Here is a 16,966-nt window from a genome sequence, read left to right as displayed (position 1 = left end):
CCGTCAAGTTTTTCTCAAGGAATCCGATAATTCGAAAGACAGGGTGGATAATTGCGCCTTTTTCGGGCGATTACCGTAACCGCTCATCCTGTAACGAAATAAAGAGGATAGTTCTTTCATCCTATGGTCCCGAGCCTCAAAAATGTCTTATACGCTATTGGGGTTGCCGTAGCGGCAGTGGTGTCCTCCTCGACGACCTATGGCGCTCCGATAGAGATCGCGGTGTTGACAAGTGACAGTTCGACCTCAACTTTGAGGACTTTGGCCGGCGCTGAAAAGGTGATTGCTCAGGAGTATCCTCAGGCAAGTTTCACGTCGTTCACCATCGGCAGAGACAGTGTGGAGGATCAATCCACAGTGATCGCCATAAGAAGTCTCGGGCCGACGTTGATATTGACGATTGGCAGTTCGGCGACGGAATTGGCAAAGCGAAATTTCGAAGATATTCCAATAGTCTTCTCTGCCGTAAAATACCCTGAACTTTCGGGCTTTGTCGAATCCAACGAGAAACCGGGCCGGAATATAACGGGTGCGTCGCTGGACATTCCGACAGATGTCCAGTTCGGTTATTTCCAAAAAATAATCCCTTCGTTAAAAAAGCTGGGGGTTCTTTATACCGAAAACACGGCGAGTCTGATACCCCAGGCGAAGATCGTTGCCGGTCAGCTGGGTCTGGAGCTGGTAGCTCTCAATGTCGAGAGTGACAAGGGCCTTCCGGCCGCATTGGATTCGCTGACATCGGTAGTTGACGCGTTGTGGTCGGTGGCCGATCCGAATCTGTTCAAGCCCCAGTCCACCAGATATATTTTGCTTCAGACGGTGCGCAAGCAGATACCTTTTATGGGTTTTTCGAGGTATGTGGTGGAATCGGGGGCTTTGTGCGCGCTGGACTTTGACTACAAAGCCGTGGGACTTCAGGCCGGCGCCATCGCCAATAGAGTCATCAGTGGTGTATCCCCCGACAGCATCGCCGTCACCTCGGCCGATGTCATCTGGTTTCATTATAATGAGAATACGGCCAAGCGCATAAACATAACGATTCCCGAGGAGCTTGTGGCCGTAGCCAAGGAGGTGTATCGATGAACCTTCTTGGATATTTCCGCAATCTCAATTTGCAGACGAAATTTGTCCTGCCGATTTATGCTCTGTTGATTGCTGTTATAGTCTCAATCAGCGCCCTGTTGATCGAGCAGCAGTCCGATGGTTTCCGAAGAGAAATGGAGACCAATGGCGAGACCATGGTGAGAATGCTTCAGATGAACGTAGAGAGCGGTGTACTGTTTGAATCCAAGTACGAGCTTTTCAGCGCCCTTAATGTTCTGTCTCGATTCGATTTCGTTCAGTATGCATCGGTATCGAACAGTGATGGAGAGATACTGGCCAGTATAGGATACTGGGAAAAAGAGCGTTACCGGTTATCGGCTGAAGTAAAGCACAAGGACAAGGTGAATCATAACGACTGCCGGCACTTGTATTTCCAGGACAGTGAAGGCAATGAGTTCATAGAGATATCGGTACCGGTACTGTCCCGAACCGAGAAGCTCGATCGAGAGACACTGGGTATTACGGGAAATCTTGATGGGGCTATTGATCCACCTTACGTGATGGAGAAGATCGGAAGTATCAGGCTTATATTGTCGCTGGAGGTCGTGAATGAAGCCATTGCCAACGCCACCAGAAGCGTGATTGGCCTGACGGTGCTGATTTTGATCCTGTCGCTGGTGGTCCTGACATCGCTGGTGAAGTTCGTAACCAGGCCGATCAAGAGGCTGGTGGTCGCGACCGACCAGATCAGCCAGGGTGATCTCAGCCAGCAGGTTGTTGTCAAGCAGCACGACGAGATAGGTCAGTTGGCAACGACTTTCAACAAGATGGTGGAGTCACTCAAGCAATCGCGTCAGGAAATCGAGCAGTATAATCGCACGCTGGAAGAGAAGATTATCGAGCGCACGCTTGAACTCGAGGAGGCGCAAACGCAGTTGATTCAATCGGAGAAGCTGAGCGCCATCGGGCAGCTTGCGGCGGGAGTGGCCCACGAGTTGAACAATCCGCTGGGTGGAATTCTGGGGTATACGCAATTCGCGCTGGAGAAAATGAAAAAGGTCAATCCAGAACAGATAACCGCCAGGGAGTTGAACAATTACATTCGATATCTTACGGATGTCGAGACACAGGCGCGGCGGTGCAAGACAATTGTCCAGAATCTCCTGAGATTCTCGCGCTCCTCAAGGACCAGTGAGTTTGCCGAAGTTGATATCAACCGGGTGATCAACGACACCTGCACTTTCGTGGAACATCAGCTCAGCATGAACCAGATATCGCTGGTGGTCCAGACCACCAATGATCTGCCTGCCGTTCAGGGGAACGCCGGGCAGCTGCAGCAGGTGTTGACCAATCTGATAATCAATGCCATGCACGCTTCGCCGCCCAATACCGAGATTAAACTGATAACTCGGCTCAGCCCGGCTTTGGGTGAATTTGGAGGAGCGATAGAGATTCTCTGTGTGGACCAAGGCGTGGGAATCCCGCCGGAGGACATCAAGAAGATCTTTGAGCCGTTCTTTACGACCAAGGAGGTCGGAAAAGGCACGGGATTGGGCCTGTCGGTAAGTTACGGGATAATCAAGGAACATGGCGGAGAGATAAAGGTGAAATCAGCCCCCGGTGAAGGGACCACTTTCACGGTAATATTACCGGTTCAGAAAGCCCAGGCGGGGGCCGATATCCAGAGTAAGGGTTTTTTGGACATAGTTTCGGGTAAATCTGATAAGTAAGCGGCCTAATTGATGGACAAAAAGTCTATTCTAATTGTTGATGATGAAGAAATAATCCGGGAGTTCCTTTACGAAGTCCTCAATGAGGATTATCAGATAAGTATGGCTTGTGACGGCGATGAGGCCATAGAGCAGTTGTCGGCCAACAACTTTGATCTGATAATCACTGACCTTAAGATGCCCAAGGTGTCCGGCGAGGAAGTGGTAAAGTATGCCCGTGATGTCGATCCGCGTCCAAAGGTAATAGTCATATCGGGCTATTCGAGTCTTTATACCGTAAGCCAGTCCGTAAACTGCGGGGCCTGCGCGTTTTTGTCCAAGCCGTTCAGTATCAAAGAGCTTTTGCAGGCGGTGTCAACCGCCATAGGGGCCTGAGGAGTCATCGTGGTAAAAATACTGATTATAGACGACTCAGAGGTTATCAGGAACTTACTCACCGAGTATCTCTCCGATCTGGGGTATCAGGTCGACTCCGCGTTTGACGGTCAGGATGGGATTGAGAAAGCTTTATCCGGCGATTACGGGCTTGTCCTGTGCGACATTCACATGCCGCGCAAAAACGGATTTGAAGTACTGCGAGCGGTTACCGCGACCAAGCCCGACATGATGTTTGTTATGACCGATTCTCTTCCCGACAAGCTTTCGGAGCTTGCCCAGCAGGCAGGAGCATATTGTTGTCTGAAGAAGCCGTTTGACCTGACCGAGGTCAAGACGGTCGTGAAAAAGTTACTTTCCGAGATTCGCGCTTATGAGTAAGCTTGCCAACAGCGACATAAACATACTTGTGGTTGACGACGAAGAAGTGGTCCTATCTCTCGTGCGTGATTCTTTGGAAGAGGACGGATTCGTCGTGCGAACCGCTTCAGATGCTTTCGAGGCGCTTGAAAGCATTGAAGAAAGGGCGGTGGAACTTCTGATCACTGATATTCGCATGCCCCGAATGGACGGTATCGAATTAGTTCAGAAAGTCCGCAAGTCTTATCCGAACATAGCCGTAATTTTCACCACCGGTTACGCCAATCTCAATTCGGCCAAGGATGCTCTCAGGCAGGGGGCTTCCGATTATATTCTTAAGCCGTTTGAGCTTAAGGAAATGCGGCAGGCTGTCCATAACGCGGTCGAAAAGATCAAAAGGGAAGCCGACTCCAGAGAATCCGATACGCAGCTTGACCGGCTGTCGGATTTACATCACATGCTGTTCACTGTCGGAGACAAGAAGACCCTGATTACGATCTCGCTACGTTTTGCCATGATGCACTGCAATTCGAGTCATGGCTCGGTCCTTTACTGGAACAGCAATACGGCGGATGTACGCGTTCTGTCGGTAAGCGGCGAGGATATCGCGGAAACGGAACTCCCCGAACGGGTCTGGCTGGAAGGCGTAAACCACCTTGAGCCGGAGCATGTACATCAGCCCATGGTGGTGTCATCGCTGAGCGAACACCCCCTCTTCCGACACCTCGCCGATCAGAATCTTGAACACAACATTTTGCCTTCGCTCGAGCAGGATGGACGGCTGGCGTTGGTGACGCCGGTATGCCGGGGATCATCTGTCTATGGCGTTCTGATAATCTGCGTGGATTCGAATTCGGCCAGAGTGGAGGACTCAAGCCTGAGATTTCTTACATTTACGACGCACCAGCTGGCAATGTCGCTTGAGAACCTTGAGTTTCTCGAAGAGGCGCAGAATGCTTACACTCGTCTGAAGGAACTTCAGGACGAGACCATTCAGCTGGAGAAGATGGCGACCCGTGGTGAAATGTCGGCCGAGATAGGGCACGAGCTGAACAACTTCCTGGGCGTGGTGGCGGGCAATCTTTCACTTCTGGATCATCAACTCAAGAAGAAGAACTATGACGAATTAGAGCGCTATGTTTCGGTGATGGCCGACAATATCGGGAAGATCAAGAATTTTACGGCGAACCTGATGGATTTAAGACCCATTTCGACAACCAAGGAGATTGTCTACTTTGACAAACTCATCAAAGAGGTCATCGACTACTTGAAGCCGCAGAGACGATTCAGGCAGGTGACGATTAATCTGGTTGCTATCAGCGAGCCGCTGCCGTTCGAGGCCGATACGGTTCATATCCAGCAGGTTCTCTATAACTTATTCAATAACGCCGCCGATGCTATGATGGACTGCGAGCGAAGAGAGATTACTCTGAACGCGGCCCCCAACGAAGACCGTACATCGTTTCGGGTTACCATCACCGACACGGGAGTTGGCATCCAGCCCGAGAACCTTCGCAGAGTATTTCACGAGAAATTTACGACGAAGGAGAAGGGTCACGGTTTCGGACTGGTGGTTTGCAAGCGAATCATCGAAAGCCATCACGGTAAGATCAGTATCGATTCGGCTCCCGGTATGGGAACATCGATCAGCATCGACTTTCCTCTTCATCTGCACCCGGTCGAAGTCGCCAGCGCTATCTGACAAATAGCCGAAGGTCCTCAGTGACCCGTATCAGCCCCTGTTAAAATTTCCGGCTACCTCTTTGTGTGATTTCGATTCCTTTGGCGCAAAGCGGGCACTCTTCGGGCGGCCAGGCGTTGGCCGCGACGGTGGCGAGCGCGAAATACGGATAGTCGAATTTTACGGTACCGTTGGACCGGTCGAGCATAAGGCCGACGCCGACTATTTCGGCCTGGTAGGAATTGACCAGGTCAATGACTTCAAAGACTGACCTTCCGGTGGTGAGAACATCATCGACGATAACCACTTTTTGTCCTTTTTCCAGATAGAAGCCGCGCTTAAAGACTCTCCCCTCATCGCCGGGTTCGGCGTAGATGGCTTCGATGCCCATATATCTGGCGATGTCGTAGGCGATTATAATCCCGCCGGTGGTGGGACCCACGACGGTCACCGCGCCGCTGCCGCTGAATCGCGCGGCCATCTCCTGGCAGATTTTGGTGCACAGTGTCGGCTGTTTGAGCAAAGTGAATTTTTCGTAGTAAACATCGCTGTGTTTTCCCGATGTCAGTTTGAAGTGGCCTGTCAGAAGGGCGTTTGATGATTTGAACAGTTCGATTATCTGCTGCTGATTCATTTTTCCTCCAGAAATACCGCGACGGCGGCGGCGTAGTTTTTGTCATGGGTGATGGATATAAGGCAACGATAGCTTCCGATTTTTTCTTCAATTGAGGCGGGTAATCTCAGGGTGGGTTGACCGGAGGCGTTGTTAACGATTTCGATTTCGCAGAAGGCGGGTCGATCGTCCAGATAGTGTCCCAACCCTTTGATTACGGCTTCTTTGGCGGCGAAACGTCCTGCCAGGAAGATCGCTCGATCACGACGCCTGTCGAAAAGTACCAGTTCATTACCACTTAGTACCCGTTCGGCGAAGCGCCGTCCGTACTTATCGAGATCTTTGCTTATTCGCGCAACTTCAACTAAGTCAAGGCCTATCGAATTAACCAAACTTTACTCCTGTCCCGGTCGTAAATGCAGTGAGAACATATTAAAAAACGCTGCGACTCGCAACTTTTACCAAAAAGTAATTGCATTAAAGTATTGAACAAAATATCATGGGACTAAGATGGAGAGAGGGTTGACATTTGAAATTCTCTAACACTTAGCTAATGAAGGCCGTCTCTTCGACGCTGCGTTTTCGCCGTGACCCGGCCCATGGCTGGTAGCGAGACTAAATGCGATGAAGTGGCTATAAAAACCCTTTACCGTACAGTATGGGAGTTTTTCAAATAGCGGACCTCTCTCCTTAAGATAACGAAAAAAGCCTGCCGGATACGGCAGGCTTTTTTGGTAAGTTCGGTTTGCTTTTGACAGCAGCGTCAGGATTTTTTCGGGGATTCCATAAAAGACTCAGCCAGCACCGCTTTAAGGGCCGACTCATAGTCCGCTACCTCGCCCGTTGGTTTCACCACAACGATATAGATTTCGTCGCCGGAAGATACCAGGTAGAGATGGTCGCGTTCCACCTCATAGACACCTTTCTCCCTGGTAATAGTAATTCCGGGCACGGTGGCGAATACTTCTATTAGCTCCCGCAGACCTTTAAAGAGCGCGCTGAACGCATTTTTGAATTGCGCCGCATTTTCTTTTTGCAGGAAGTTGCCGTCGCTGTCGAGGTCGTATATTCTCTGCACCCCGGCGATAGAACGCATCTTTTCAGTCAACGGGGCATAGTCATTGGACGATTGTTTGATGTCCTTGAGCATCGACGGGTTGGTCTTGGCGGTCCGCTTTATTATGGTGACAATTTCGTGGTGCTGCCTCTTTATTTGGCGCTCTACTTCGCACTGTTCTTCCTGGGAGCTAATCGGTCGTTCAAGTTTTTTCTCGATCTTGTGAACAACCTGCCCATTGTTGAGGACCGTGGTGGTCAGACGAGGGTATGGCCTGAAGGCGTACTCAGTCTGCACTTGCAGGGAAGTCTGCCCTCGCTTCACCAGCGATGTCCGACCATTGGGTATGAAGCTGGATACTGTCATTTTCAATCTCTGTAAACGGGCACGGGCAGCCACAATACAACCCGTGACCCCATTTAATTTATATCGGCAGAATTAGCAGGTTGAATAACCACAAGATGCGCAAGTGAAGCAGCCCGAGTCTAATCTCATGGCCGCAGAGCACTGCGGGCAAATTTCTCCCGAAGTTGATAAACTGTCAACTCTCTCTGCGGGATCCCCAAAGTGCTTGTTCAAAACTTGCGCAATGGCATCGGGAATTGAGGAAACCTTGGCGCCATCGGCAAAAATCTGGCTGGAGCCGCCGATGCCGCGGAGTTGACGTATCACCTGCCCCACCGGGACTCCCGATCTCAGGGCCAGGGAAATCAGCCGGCAAATAGCCTCGGTATCGGCCATAGTCGTATAGCCGGATTTGCCGATGTGGGCAAATACTTCGAATGGCCGGCCGTCGCGTGTATTTACAGTAACATAAAGATTGCCATAGCCGGTTCTTATCTTTTCGGTTATGCCGGGCAGGACGTTGGGGCGTTTTTCCACTTTTGAGGAATCGATGACTGCCATGGCGCCCGCGCCACCGGTAGAAAGGACCTGGTTGGGACGCGAATTATCGCGGTAAATTGTCACGCCCTTGCATCCGGAATCGTAGGCAAGCAGATAGGCGCTGCGGACATCATCGCGGGTGGCGAATTCCGGGAAATTGATGGTTTTCGAAACCGAAGAATCGCAATGTTTCTGAAAGGCCGCCTGCATACGCACGTGCTCATCGGCCGAAATATCCGCGGCAGTAAGAAAAAGAGCCTTGACGTTGTCGGGGATTTCTTTTATATCGGCCAGCGTTCTTCGCGAAGATACCCTGGAAACGAGATCATCAGAATAAAACCCGTCCCTTGCGGCTGTCTCTCTGAAGAGCGGATTGACTTCGGTAAGCTTTGTTCCGTCCATGACATTACGTTCGAACGCTATGGCGTAGTATGGTTCGATGCCTGAGGAGCACCCCGCGATAATCGAAATAGTACCCGTGGGAGCGATAGTCGTAACCGTAGCGTTGCGCATGGCAATATTGTCTTCTTTGTAAACGGAGCCATCCCAGTTCGGAAATTTCCCTCGTGCCTTGGCCAGTTCCGAAGAATGCTTGTGCCCTTCGCTTTCGATGAAACCCATGACTTTGCCGGCCAGTTCGATAGCCTGGTCGCTGGTGTAAGGCAGTCCGAGACGGACAAGCATATCGGCCCATCCCATAACCCCGAGCCCTATACGCCGGTTTTTTTTCGTTTGTTTTTCGATCGGTTCAATCGGGTATTTGTTGCGGTCAATGACATTGTCGAGAAAATGCACCGCGGCTCGCACAACCGTTCCCAGCCGATCCCAGTCAATGCCCTCTTCGGGTGAGGATATGGTGTATTTGGACGGCAACGGCTGTTTCACGAACAGACCGAGATTGACAGAGCCAAGGTTGCACGAATCATAGGGCGGAAGCGGCTGTTCCCCGCAGGGATTGGTAGCTTCGATTACCTCCGAAGGTCTGGTGGGGTTCAGGCGGTTTACCCGATCAATGAACATGATTCCGGGTTCGCCGGTCGCCCAGGCGTTGTCGACAATCAGGTCGAAAACCTCGCGGGCATCGAGATGTACTTCTTCACCATCGATTTCATGAGTTCTGCCAGTGTGTGGATTCAAAAGAGGATAGCTTCTATTCTCCCTTAAGGCATCCATGAAGGCATCGGTGACGGCGACTGAAATGTTGAAGTTGGTTATCTCGGAGGTGTCACGTTTGCAGGAGATAAAATCGAGAATATCGGGGTGGTCCACTCGCAGGATTCCCATGTTGGCGCCGCGGCGCGTGCCGCCCTGCTTTACCGCTTCGGTAGACGAATTGTAGACTTTCATAAATGATACCGGTCCTGATGCTACCCCCGATGTAGAAGCCACAATGGAGTTCTTGGGCCGGAGGCGCGAGAATGAGAAGCCGGTACCTCCGCCGGATTTGTGAATAAGGGCGGCGTTTTTGTTGGTCTCGAAGATCTCTTCCATGGAGTCACCCACAGGCAGGACAAAACAGGCCGAGAGTTGCCCGAGAGACTTTCCCGCGTTCATCAGGGTGGGAGAGTTGGGCAGAAATTCGAGCGCCGCCATCATCTCGTAGAATTTGCGGGCGGTCTTTTCCACCCGATTTTCATCGGCGCCATACAGCCGGTCGGCCTCGGCGATATAATTGGCCACACGCAGAAACATGTCTTTGGGCGACTCGATGACTCTCCCCTGCTTATCGCGCAGAAGATAGCGCCGCTTGAGCACTTCCATCGCGTTCGAAGAAACCTGTACATCCCTATATTCATTCATATAATATCCTCTGTCATAATTGTCGGATTATAAGGTCTATATTATTATACGACTTGCGGGCCCGGCTGTTAATCACATTCTGCAGTTTTTAGTGGATGCAACCCTATATTATTTAGCTAATTACGTTATGGGCTTTCAATTGAAAGAACCGGCGGCGAGCCGAAAAACGCTTGTTATGACCGCGGGCGTAGTCTGGCTGGTCGTGGGTATTGCGCTGATTTCGATAGCGGTCTTCTGGCTGAGCGCTTCTCACGAGAGGTCATATCTGCTGATTGGCGCTGCTTTTATCGTCGGAATGCTGGTAGGGCGTTTCGGCTTCTCCAGGCTCGTCAGAAAGAACGTCGCGCGCATAAAAGCCTTGTCCCCCCACAAGGAGCGCATCTGCGTTTTCGCCTTTCAGGCCGTTGTATCATACTTGCTGGTGATAGTAATGATGGGCATCGGTTATACCCTTCGTCATTTTCCCATCCCCCACACATATGTGGCATCCCTATACCTCATAATAGGGGTGGCTCTGGTGCGCTGCGGGATCGAATATATAAAGACCGCAAAGGGAATCTGACCGATTACTCGGCGGGCAGATAGTCCGAATCGCTTTCCATTATCATCTGGAGATAGCTGACACCGCGAAGCCCGAAATAAGCTTCCGGGGCCGAGTACAGCTCATCATCGAGAGCCTGGTCGAGAGGGATAAACCCATAGCCCATATCTTCAATGGCTGTCAGCATCTCATCGAGAAACACCGCATTGAGGCGGTTTGCCTTGAGACGAAGGATGTGCCGGCAGGGGCGTCCGAGAATCTGCTTAGAAAGTCGCTCCATCCGCTCGATTTCATCGAGCACATGGTTGACATACTCGTTAAGGAGATTGTCATATTCGGCTGAATCAGGAATCGTGCCCATCTTTTCAAAACTCAGATTGTAAAGATAGTCTTCGATGACCACCGACGCGTGAACGACCGTATAATCGTTTTCATCAAGATAGAGTCTTACCTCGTCCTTGGCCTCCACCGTGCTGCCGTAGTGCAAAAACGGATATCTGAAGTAGCGGCCTTTTTGGCCAAATCCCTTGAGCATTGTTTCCAGAGCGTCGTTACCGGCCACAATATCCTTAATAAACTGCTCTATACCCAGCTCATGCAGGTCCTGATTCGAATAGGTCATATTCCCTATGATATGGCCGTTATTAAGCCACTCGCCGAGGATATCAAAACTGCCTTCGATCTGGTCGCCGACCACGAAGCCGGCCGCTTTGACGTTGTGCTTTTTCAGGGTTTCCAGCAAAAGATAAGTGATCGCGGACCGATCGGTCTCTCCGAATGATTCCGACGCGGGCAGTTCATCGAAGGTGATGCAAATTTGCTTGTTACTTTTTTTGCTCTTTGTCTGACATAATCCGTCCTCGACAGTCAGCAGAGTACCGACCAGTATGGCAAAAAACCACACCGTTATCGGCAGCAGTGATTTATTTCGAGCGCCGTCCATGTTTTTGCTTCTTCCCCATTTCATGGTACATCATAAAGTTGGTAGGTACGGTTGAACCGAAGGGGACGCCTCCGGTGATGACTACTTTATCGCCGGCCTGTGTAAGGCGATATTTCCTGGCTACATCGTTAACGGTATCGAGCATATCATCGAATGACCGCGGCTGTTCAATCTGAACCGGGTAGACCGAACGCAGAAGGACCAGTTTGGTGAGCACTCTCGGATCCGGGGTCAGCGCAATTACCAGTTGTGGGGGAAACAGATTGGATATCATGGCGGCGGTGAATCCCGATGTCGTGAAGGCGAATATCAGTTTCGTCGAGCATCCGCCATCGTGAGCGCTGACCGCCTTGGCGATAGCCTCGGTGATCTCCAGGCTCACTTTGTAGCGGCCCACTTCTATTTTAAGCGGCTGCGCGGTTTTTTCAGTCGCGGTGATTATCTGTTCCATTGTCCTGACACTCTCGACAGGATAGTTGCCGGTCGCGGTTTCGGCCGACAACATAACCGCGTCGACACCATCGTACACCGCCGAAGCGACATCATTTACCTCGGCCCTGGTCGGCCTGGGGGCAAAGCGCATCGATTCGAGCATTTGGGTCGCGACTATAACGGCTTTGTGTCTGAAGTTGGCGGCCCTGATAATCTTCTTCTGCAGATCGGGGAGTTCGGCGAGAGGCAATTCCACGCCCAGATCACCGCGGGCAATCATTACACCATCGGCTACTTCGAGGATTTTGTCGAGATTATCGATAGCCTCTTTCTTTTCCAATTTGGCGATAATCTGCTGATCTCCGCCAAAGCTCTCGATGATTCGACGAGCTTCCAGAACATCGGCAGCCGACCTCACGAAAGACAGGGCGACATAGTCGGCCTTCAGACGAATAGCGGTCTTGATATCATCTTTGTCCTTGTCGGAGATAGTGGGGATACGAATATCGCTCTGCGGCAGGTTTATACCTTTGCCCGGCAGGATCGTGCCGCCGTTGACGGCTTTGAGAGTAACCCATCGATCGCCCGACGAGAGGGCTTCGAATATCAAATTACCGTCGTCGATATAGACTTTCTGTCCTTTTTTGATTGAGCGGATTATGCCGGGGTGATTCACGGCGATGGTTTTTTTGTCCAATTCGGTTCGGCCGGTGGTGAGATTCAGCTTCTGGTCCAGTTTTACGACCACTTTGCCGTCAAAACGCTCGAGTCTTAGTTTTGGCCCTGAAATATCGAAAAGCAGGCCGACCGGGAATCTTTCCTTTTTGGTGGCATTTCGTATGGAGTTGGCGGCTCTTACGAAATCCGGGGTCGTTCCATGTGAGCAGTTGACCCGGATTATGTTCACCCCCGCGGCGACAACCTGCGACAGTCTGCCCTGCGATGAAATTGCCGGCCCGTACGTGGCAATTACTTTGGTTCTTTTCATATGGGTATTAAGTACCGGCAACAAGGGTTGAAATCAACAAAAATCCCTGAGATCGGGTCTGTGGCCCAAACGGGCGGCTAAAGTAATTTTGGGGCAGTCCGATACTTTTAGAAAGATGTCTCAATTTGAAACGAAAGAAAATTTATGCTTACCAAAGAGTTTCACGATGAAGCTGTGATCGATGTGGCAACATTGCCGGCTTTAGCACCTAAAATTGACCACAGTCAAATTGAAGAGCAGGCGAAAACAGTCGCCAAGCCGCTGCTTTTTCGTCTGTTAGTGAATGGGTCGATAACCGACAAGGAGCGGGTGTTTCTTGACAGTATCGCGCCCGCCGATTGTCTGACCTTTTTGATTCATAATAGAACGTATATTCATCCCGAAGGTCTGGAGTTGTTCCCATTCGATGTTATTGAATCGACCACCTGTCACGGTGGTGAGGCGGTCTTTTCACACCGTTATGAACCGGAGCACATGACCGACAGTCATCAGCAGTACCGAATCTTCTCCGCTATTATCAATCCTTATGAGTCTGATCACATTATTCTCGGTTTCTTTGGACCGGCGCATCGCCTGGGACGAATCGATGACGATTGTGTTTTCACGCGTATGGTTTACCTGTTCAGGGACGCCTATGCTTTGATCAAGAGCGGTATTGGCGCGGCGAAGAAACGGCTCGACACGAAAACGGCCACGTTGTTGATAGATCGCTCGACGGGGCGGGTGTTGTCGGTCAACCGGTCGGCCACAAAGCGGCTCGGCAGCCCTGACCATTCGCTGGTTGATATAAGTCTCCAGCAGCTCAAATATCACCTGTCGCCTCTCATGTCGCGGTACAATCTGATGATGGAAAACACGAATGCCGGGGTGCTTGATTTGTCCGTGGTCAGTCTGGACTCCAATATCGTAAGGGCCAAAAAGGAGAGCGAGGTGCTCTGTTCCCTTACCGGTCAGTTCACCACGAGAGCCGCCAACCTGGGTCTCGCGGCGGACTTCCTAAAACAGACAGCCTGTGAAAAGGGCGACATTGAAACGGCACAACTCGCCGCCGGGATACAGAGGGAATCCGACGCCCTGGAGCTTCTCACCAGAAGGCTGTCGTTCATGCTTCGTTTCGACAACCTTGGCGAAAGAACCCAGAACCTTGCCTCGGAGCTCGACCGGGCTATTGATGGCGTAGAAGGCTACCTTCCGACGGAGGCCCTGATTGTGATCAACGATCACGCTGTCGATTCGCATGTAACGGCTCCGGCGGATGCATACCGGATGTTGTTTGAGGCCGTTTTAACCTCCCATCTGCGCCGCGAGTGTAATGATTGTGAGATGAAAGTAACGTTCTCAAACACGGATTCGGGCAATTTGTCGGTCGTGTTCGAGACCACCTTCGACAGCTGTATGCCTGTCGAGGTCGTACAGAGTGACTGTAGCATTTTCATAGAACATCTTTCTGAAAGACTTGGTAAGGTAGTTACCAGGAATATCGCCATAGAGAATGAGAAACTGGTCACCGAATTAACCCTCAAACATCGATAGAAAGACTATGAAAACGATAAACAATACCAATAGAAGCAAGATCCTGCTTTTGAATATCACCGATGAACAAACCGGGGCACTCTCGCGCCTGCTTGATTCGGAAAAGTATCAACTGGTCGCGGCGAGTTCATCGCAGGAAGCGCTCCGGATTGCCACAGACACGGCATTCTGTCTGGCTATCGTAGGCAACGCCACCTCGACCGATGATATCACCCTGAAGAAGCTCAAATCCTCCTATCCCTGGATGGAGACTATCGTGGTGCTTCCCTCCAGCGACACCGAACTGGCGCTGGAATTCGTTCGGTCGGGGGTACATGACTGTCTTACGTCGGCCAACAGCACGGAAGAATTCGTAATGCGGATAAAGAAAGCGCTCGCGATGGGTCAGATGAAGCGGGAACTGACAAGCCTCAGACAGCACGTAGCGATGAGCTACGGGTTTGACAATATCGTGGGCAACTCGAAACCTATCACCAAATTGAAAGAAACGCTCAGAAGAATCGCGCCGACCGATATTTCGGTAATGATTAACGGTCCGATTGGCTCGGGCAAGGAGCTTGTCGCCCGTGTAATTCATCACCACTCAGCCCGTCGAAAAAACCCGTTCGTGACGATCGACTGCTCGTCACTACCCGAGAGCCTGTTCGAGGCGCAGCTTTTTGGGGAGACCTCTGTCGCGGGAGCGCCGGATTCGAGTCACAGCAAGAGCCTGCTGATGGAGGCCAATGGCGGCACGATCTTCTTTGACGATGTTGACAGGATTCCACCGTCGGCTCAGCCGCGCCTTATGAGTTTCCTTCGTGACTTTACTATCAGAGCCCAGGGACAGGCGCTGCCGACCAAACTCGATTTGAGGATTATAGCCGCGAGCAGCACCGGCCTGGCATCAATGGTGGACGAGGGCTGTTTCTCCCGTGAGTTGTTCTATCAGCTCTCCGTGTTGCCGTTACAGATGCCGTCTCTCGCCGAACGTCCGGAAGATATCGAGATGCTGTCGGAGTATTTCCTCAGGCGCGTGGCGCACGAGATGAACCGTCCGTATTTCGAGATTACCCGCAACGCGCTTGATCTGCTTATCAGTCATCGCTGGCCGGGTAATGTGCGCGAACTGGAGAATACACTCAAGAGAGCGGCGGCGCTCTGCCGGGAAAACCGAATTGATGCTGATGATGTGCTGTTTATCTCGACCGACAGCGACATACCGGTTGCGGCTTCGCAGGTGAGCACAAAGGCGCCGGAGACCAGGACAGGTCGTCTCGACGAGGGTCAGCGGACGATCATCATCAAAGCGCTCGCAGAGAACAATTGGAATTTTACGCAGACAGCGCAGGAGCTGGGCATTGGAAGAACCACGCTCTGGCGCAAAGTGAAAAAATACAACCTGAGCAAGGAAACGGTAACATCATAGCAGGGAAAGACAGTGAAAAAGTCTAAAGCCAACCACAGCGGGGGCATAGCACCTGAACAGGTCGGCACGGAAAACGCTTTGGGCGCTCCGGCAAATGGAGGCGGAGAGCCATCGGAAGTTTTTTTCGACCTGACAAGGCGGCTAAGCACAAAGTTTAACATCAACAAAGGGGTCTTGCTGCTCAAAGCCGATATGAACGCGCCGCTGGCAGCCGTTTCTACCTGGAACAACGGCCAGATGCACGAGGGGTTGTCCATCAAGCTTCCCAGTGACTCTTCCCTTTTCGAGAGAGTCGCCGAGCAGGGAAGCGTTTACACCGAGAATTTCTGTGACAGTTTCAGCGGGAATTTTTTTGAACGGAAGCTTCTGCTCGATGATGATTCGAGATCGTTCGTACTGCAGCCGCTGAAGCACGAGGGCGAGGTTATCGGCCTACTGGGATTCAGTTCCGAGAAGCCGACGGCGTTTACGTTGTTTGAAGAAGGTGACCTCGACGATATCGTTACTGATTTCGCGGGAGTGATCCGCGAGAAGATTTCCTTCTCCTAATTGGAGCCACTCGATTTTTCTTTCAGGGCGGCTTTTATTTTCTCCTTGGCGCGGTTGTGCTCCGCGTTTGTCTTAGAGAAATAGTGCCCGCCGGTTTCATCAGCCACAAAATAGTAATAATCCGTCTGTTCGGGATTGAGGGCCGCCCGCAGCGACGCCAACCCCGGAGAGTTTATCGGTGTGGGAGGCAGTCCCCTACGCATGTAGGTGTTGTAGGGTGAGTCTTTGCGCAGATCTTTTGTCCAGAGGGGTCGGTCGAGGCCGCCCAAGCCATATATCACGGTGGGATCGGCGTCCAGTTTCATTCTTTTGCGCAGCCGGTTGTGGTAAACCGACGCTACCAGACGGCGTTCGTCTTTGATGCCTGTTTCCGCCTCGACGATGGAGGCCAGTTTAACTATATCGTAGCGGCTGTGGCCGTCGATTATGTTCTCGGGCCAGATGGTGTCGGTCTGCCGGTGAAACATGTCTATCATTTCGTTGGCCACATACGCTTCATCAACGCCCCACGGAATGAAATAGGTTTCCGGGAAGAGGTAACCCTCGAGGCCGGGTAATTCGTGTGCGGCGAGAAACGCGGAGTCTTTGTCGAGCGCCATGAATGTCGTAGAGTCGAGCCCGAGTTTTTCTGCTACTATAGAAGCTACTTTCCATTTTGTGGCGCCTTCGGGGATGGTCAGTTTGACTTTGAGAAAGTCGGCTGCTTCGAGCCTTGCGAGGACCGACCGACAGGAGTTTTCGCCGGTGAAATCGTAGCGTCCGGGGGTCAACTTACGGTCGAGGTTCATCAGGCGAGCGGGATAGACCAGCATGGCTTTTGACTCGACCACGCCTTTATCGACGAGTTGCCGGGCTATCCGGCTGAGCGTGTCACCGGGTTTGATGACAACGGTGACGACGCGATCGCCGATATCAATCGTGCGGGTGTAGGCGCGGTAGGTGTAGGCAGCCACAACGACTATCAGCAGAGCCGCAAAAATAATGACAGTTTTGAGGCTCATCTTTTTTCTATTTCGTCTGCTCATAT

General features: G+C 51.6%; 16 protein-coding genes. 9 read left to right on the top strand and 7 right to left on the bottom strand.

The window, feature by feature from the left end; all coding sequences use genetic code 11:
- Positions 1 to 123: 123 nt before the first annotated feature.
- The 5 genes from AB1483_12820 to AB1483_12800 are packed head-to-tail and all read left to right on the top strand — an operon-like array spanning position 124 to position 5,211.
- Positions 124 to 1,083 (top strand): ABC transporter substrate-binding protein, encoded by a 960-nt coding sequence (locus AB1483_12820; GenBank protein ID MEW6413332.1) that lies wholly within the window; start codon positions 124 to 126, stop codon positions 1,081 to 1,083.
- Positions 1,080 to 2,774 (top strand): ATP-binding protein, encoded by a 1,695-nt coding sequence (locus tag AB1483_12815; GenBank protein ID MEW6413331.1) that lies wholly within the window; start codon positions 1,080 to 1,082, stop codon positions 2,772 to 2,774. The genes AB1483_12820 and AB1483_12815 overlap by 4 nt, the downstream gene beginning before the upstream one ends.
- 12 nt (positions 2,775 to 2,786) lie before the next feature.
- On the top strand, positions 2,787 to 3,149 hold the full coding sequence (locus AB1483_12810) for a response regulator (protein ID MEW6413330.1): 363 nt from the start codon (positions 2,787 to 2,789) through the stop codon (positions 3,147 to 3,149).
- A gap of 9 nt (positions 3,150 to 3,158) precedes the next feature.
- Complete coding sequence (locus AB1483_12805) at positions 3,159 to 3,530, top strand: response regulator (protein ID MEW6413329.1); 372 nt, start codon at positions 3,159 to 3,161, stop codon at positions 3,528 to 3,530.
- Complete coding sequence (locus AB1483_12800; GenBank protein ID MEW6413328.1) at positions 3,523 to 5,211, top strand: response regulator; 1,689 nt, start codon at positions 3,523 to 3,525, stop codon at positions 5,209 to 5,211. Before AB1483_12805 ends, AB1483_12800 begins: the two co-directional genes overlap by 8 nt.
- Positions 5,212 to 5,251: 40 nt before the next feature.
- On the opposite strand, the gene pyrE is transcribed toward AB1483_12800, so the two are convergent.
- From pyrE to AB1483_12780, 4 genes are all read right to left on the bottom strand, one after another.
- Entirely contained in the window at positions 5,252 to 5,824 is a 573-nt protein-coding gene (pyrE, locus tag AB1483_12795; GenBank protein MEW6413327.1) for an orotate phosphoribosyltransferase, read from the bottom strand.
- Entirely contained in the window at positions 5,821 to 6,195 is a 375-nt protein-coding gene (gene acpS / locus AB1483_12790) for a holo-ACP synthase (protein ID MEW6413326.1), read from the bottom strand. The genes pyrE and acpS overlap by 4 nt, the downstream gene beginning before the upstream one ends.
- 371 nt (positions 6,196 to 6,566) lie before the next feature.
- Positions 6,567 to 7,226, bottom strand: coding sequence for a hypothetical protein (locus AB1483_12785; protein ID MEW6413325.1), 660 nt, complete (start codon positions 7,224 to 7,226; stop codon positions 6,567 to 6,569).
- A 72-nt stretch (positions 7,227 to 7,298) separates the two neighbouring features.
- The gene (locus tag AB1483_12780) at positions 7,299 to 9,545 is read right to left on the bottom strand and encodes a vitamin B12-dependent ribonucleotide reductase (protein MEW6413324.1); all 2,247 of its coding nucleotides are present in this window, start codon (positions 9,543 to 9,545) and stop codon (positions 7,299 to 7,301) included.
- Positions 9,546 to 9,720: 175 nt separating this feature from the next.
- Here AB1483_12780 and AB1483_12775 point away from each other — a divergent pair, with 175 nt between their 5' ends.
- Positions 9,721 to 10,107: a hypothetical protein gene (locus tag AB1483_12775; protein MEW6413323.1), complete on the top strand. Its 387-nt coding sequence runs from the start codon at positions 9,721 to 9,723 to the stop codon at positions 10,105 to 10,107.
- Positions 10,108 to 10,111: 4 nt separating this feature from the next.
- Here AB1483_12775 and AB1483_12770 read toward each other — a convergent pair whose 3' ends face one another.
- Entirely contained in the window at positions 10,112 to 11,029 is a 918-nt protein-coding gene (locus AB1483_12770; GenBank protein ID MEW6413322.1) for a polysaccharide deacetylase family protein, read from the bottom strand.
- Positions 11,010 to 12,449 (bottom strand): pyruvate kinase, encoded by a 1,440-nt coding sequence (gene pyk, locus AB1483_12765; GenBank protein MEW6413321.1) that lies wholly within the window; start codon positions 12,447 to 12,449, stop codon positions 11,010 to 11,012. The genes AB1483_12770 and pyk overlap by 20 nt, the downstream gene beginning before the upstream one ends.
- A gap of 144 nt (positions 12,450 to 12,593) precedes the next feature.
- Here pyk and AB1483_12760 point away from each other — a divergent pair, with 144 nt between their 5' ends.
- Genes AB1483_12760 through AB1483_12750 form a run of 3 tightly spaced genes read left to right on the top strand, consistent with a single transcriptional unit; the run spans position 12,594 to position 15,939 of the window.
- The gene (locus AB1483_12760; protein ID MEW6413320.1) at positions 12,594 to 13,982 is read left to right on the top strand and encodes a hypothetical protein; all 1,389 of its coding nucleotides are present in this window, start codon (positions 12,594 to 12,596) and stop codon (positions 13,980 to 13,982) included.
- Between the two features lie 7 nt (positions 13,983 to 13,989).
- Positions 13,990 to 15,390 carry a sigma-54 dependent transcriptional regulator gene (locus AB1483_12755; GenBank protein MEW6413319.1) on the top strand — a complete coding sequence of 467 codons (1,401 nt, stop codon included), beginning with the start codon at positions 13,990 to 13,992 and terminating at the stop codon, positions 15,388 to 15,390.
- Between the two features lie 12 nt (positions 15,391 to 15,402).
- Positions 15,403 to 15,939, top strand: coding sequence for a GAF domain-containing protein (locus AB1483_12750; protein MEW6413318.1), 537 nt, complete (start codon positions 15,403 to 15,405; stop codon positions 15,937 to 15,939).
- Here AB1483_12750 and mltG read toward each other — a convergent pair.
- Entirely contained in the window at positions 15,936 to 16,964 is a 1,029-nt protein-coding gene (gene mltG, locus AB1483_12745; protein ID MEW6413317.1) for an endolytic transglycosylase MltG, read from the bottom strand. The two genes, AB1483_12750 and mltG, sit on opposite strands and share 4 nt — an antisense overlap.
- Positions 16,965 to 16,966 lie beyond the last annotated feature (2 nt).

Source organism: Candidatus Zixiibacteriota bacterium, from assembly GCA_040756055.1.
Taxonomy (GTDB): Bacteria; Zixibacteria; MSB-5A5; order GN15; family FEB-12.
This window is presented reverse-complemented; position numbering and strand designations above follow the sequence as displayed.

Coding starts and splice junctions, on each gene's coding strand:
- AB1483_12810 (MEW6413330.1), top strand. CDS start 2,787: ATGGACAAAAAGTCTATTCTAATTGTTGATGATGAAGAAATAATCCGG.
- mltG (MEW6413317.1), bottom strand. CDS start 16,964: ATGAGCAGACGAAATAGAAAAAAGATGAGCCTCAAAACTGTCATTATT.
- AB1483_12760 (MEW6413320.1), top strand. CDS start 12,594: ATGCTTACCAAAGAGTTTCACGATGAAGCTGTGATCGATGTGGCAACA.
- AB1483_12770 (MEW6413322.1), bottom strand. CDS start 11,029: ATGGACGGCGCTCGAAATAAATCACTGCTGCCGATAACGGTGTGGTTT.
- AB1483_12800 (MEW6413328.1), top strand. CDS start 3,523: ATGAGTAAGCTTGCCAACAGCGACATAAACATACTTGTGGTTGACGAC.
- pyrE (MEW6413327.1), bottom strand. CDS start 5,824: ATGAATCAGCAGCAGATAATCGAACTGTTCAAATCATCAAACGCCCTT.
- AB1483_12775 (MEW6413323.1), top strand. CDS start 9,721: ATGACCGCGGGCGTAGTCTGGCTGGTCGTGGGTATTGCGCTGATTTCG.
- AB1483_12785 (MEW6413325.1), bottom strand. CDS start 7,226: ATGACAGTATCCAGCTTCATACCCAATGGTCGGACATCGCTGGTGAAG.
- AB1483_12780 (MEW6413324.1), bottom strand. CDS start 9,545: ATGAATGAATATAGGGATGTACAGGTTTCTTCGAACGCGATGGAAGTG.
- pyk (MEW6413321.1), bottom strand. CDS start 12,449: ATGAAAAGAACCAAAGTAATTGCCACGTACGGGCCGGCAATTTCATCG.
- AB1483_12815 (MEW6413331.1), top strand. CDS start 1,080: ATGAACCTTCTTGGATATTTCCGCAATCTCAATTTGCAGACGAAATTT.
- AB1483_12820 (MEW6413332.1), top strand. CDS start 124: ATGGTCCCGAGCCTCAAAAATGTCTTATACGCTATTGGGGTTGCCGTA.
- AB1483_12755 (MEW6413319.1), top strand. CDS start 13,990: ATGAAAACGATAAACAATACCAATAGAAGCAAGATCCTGCTTTTGAAT.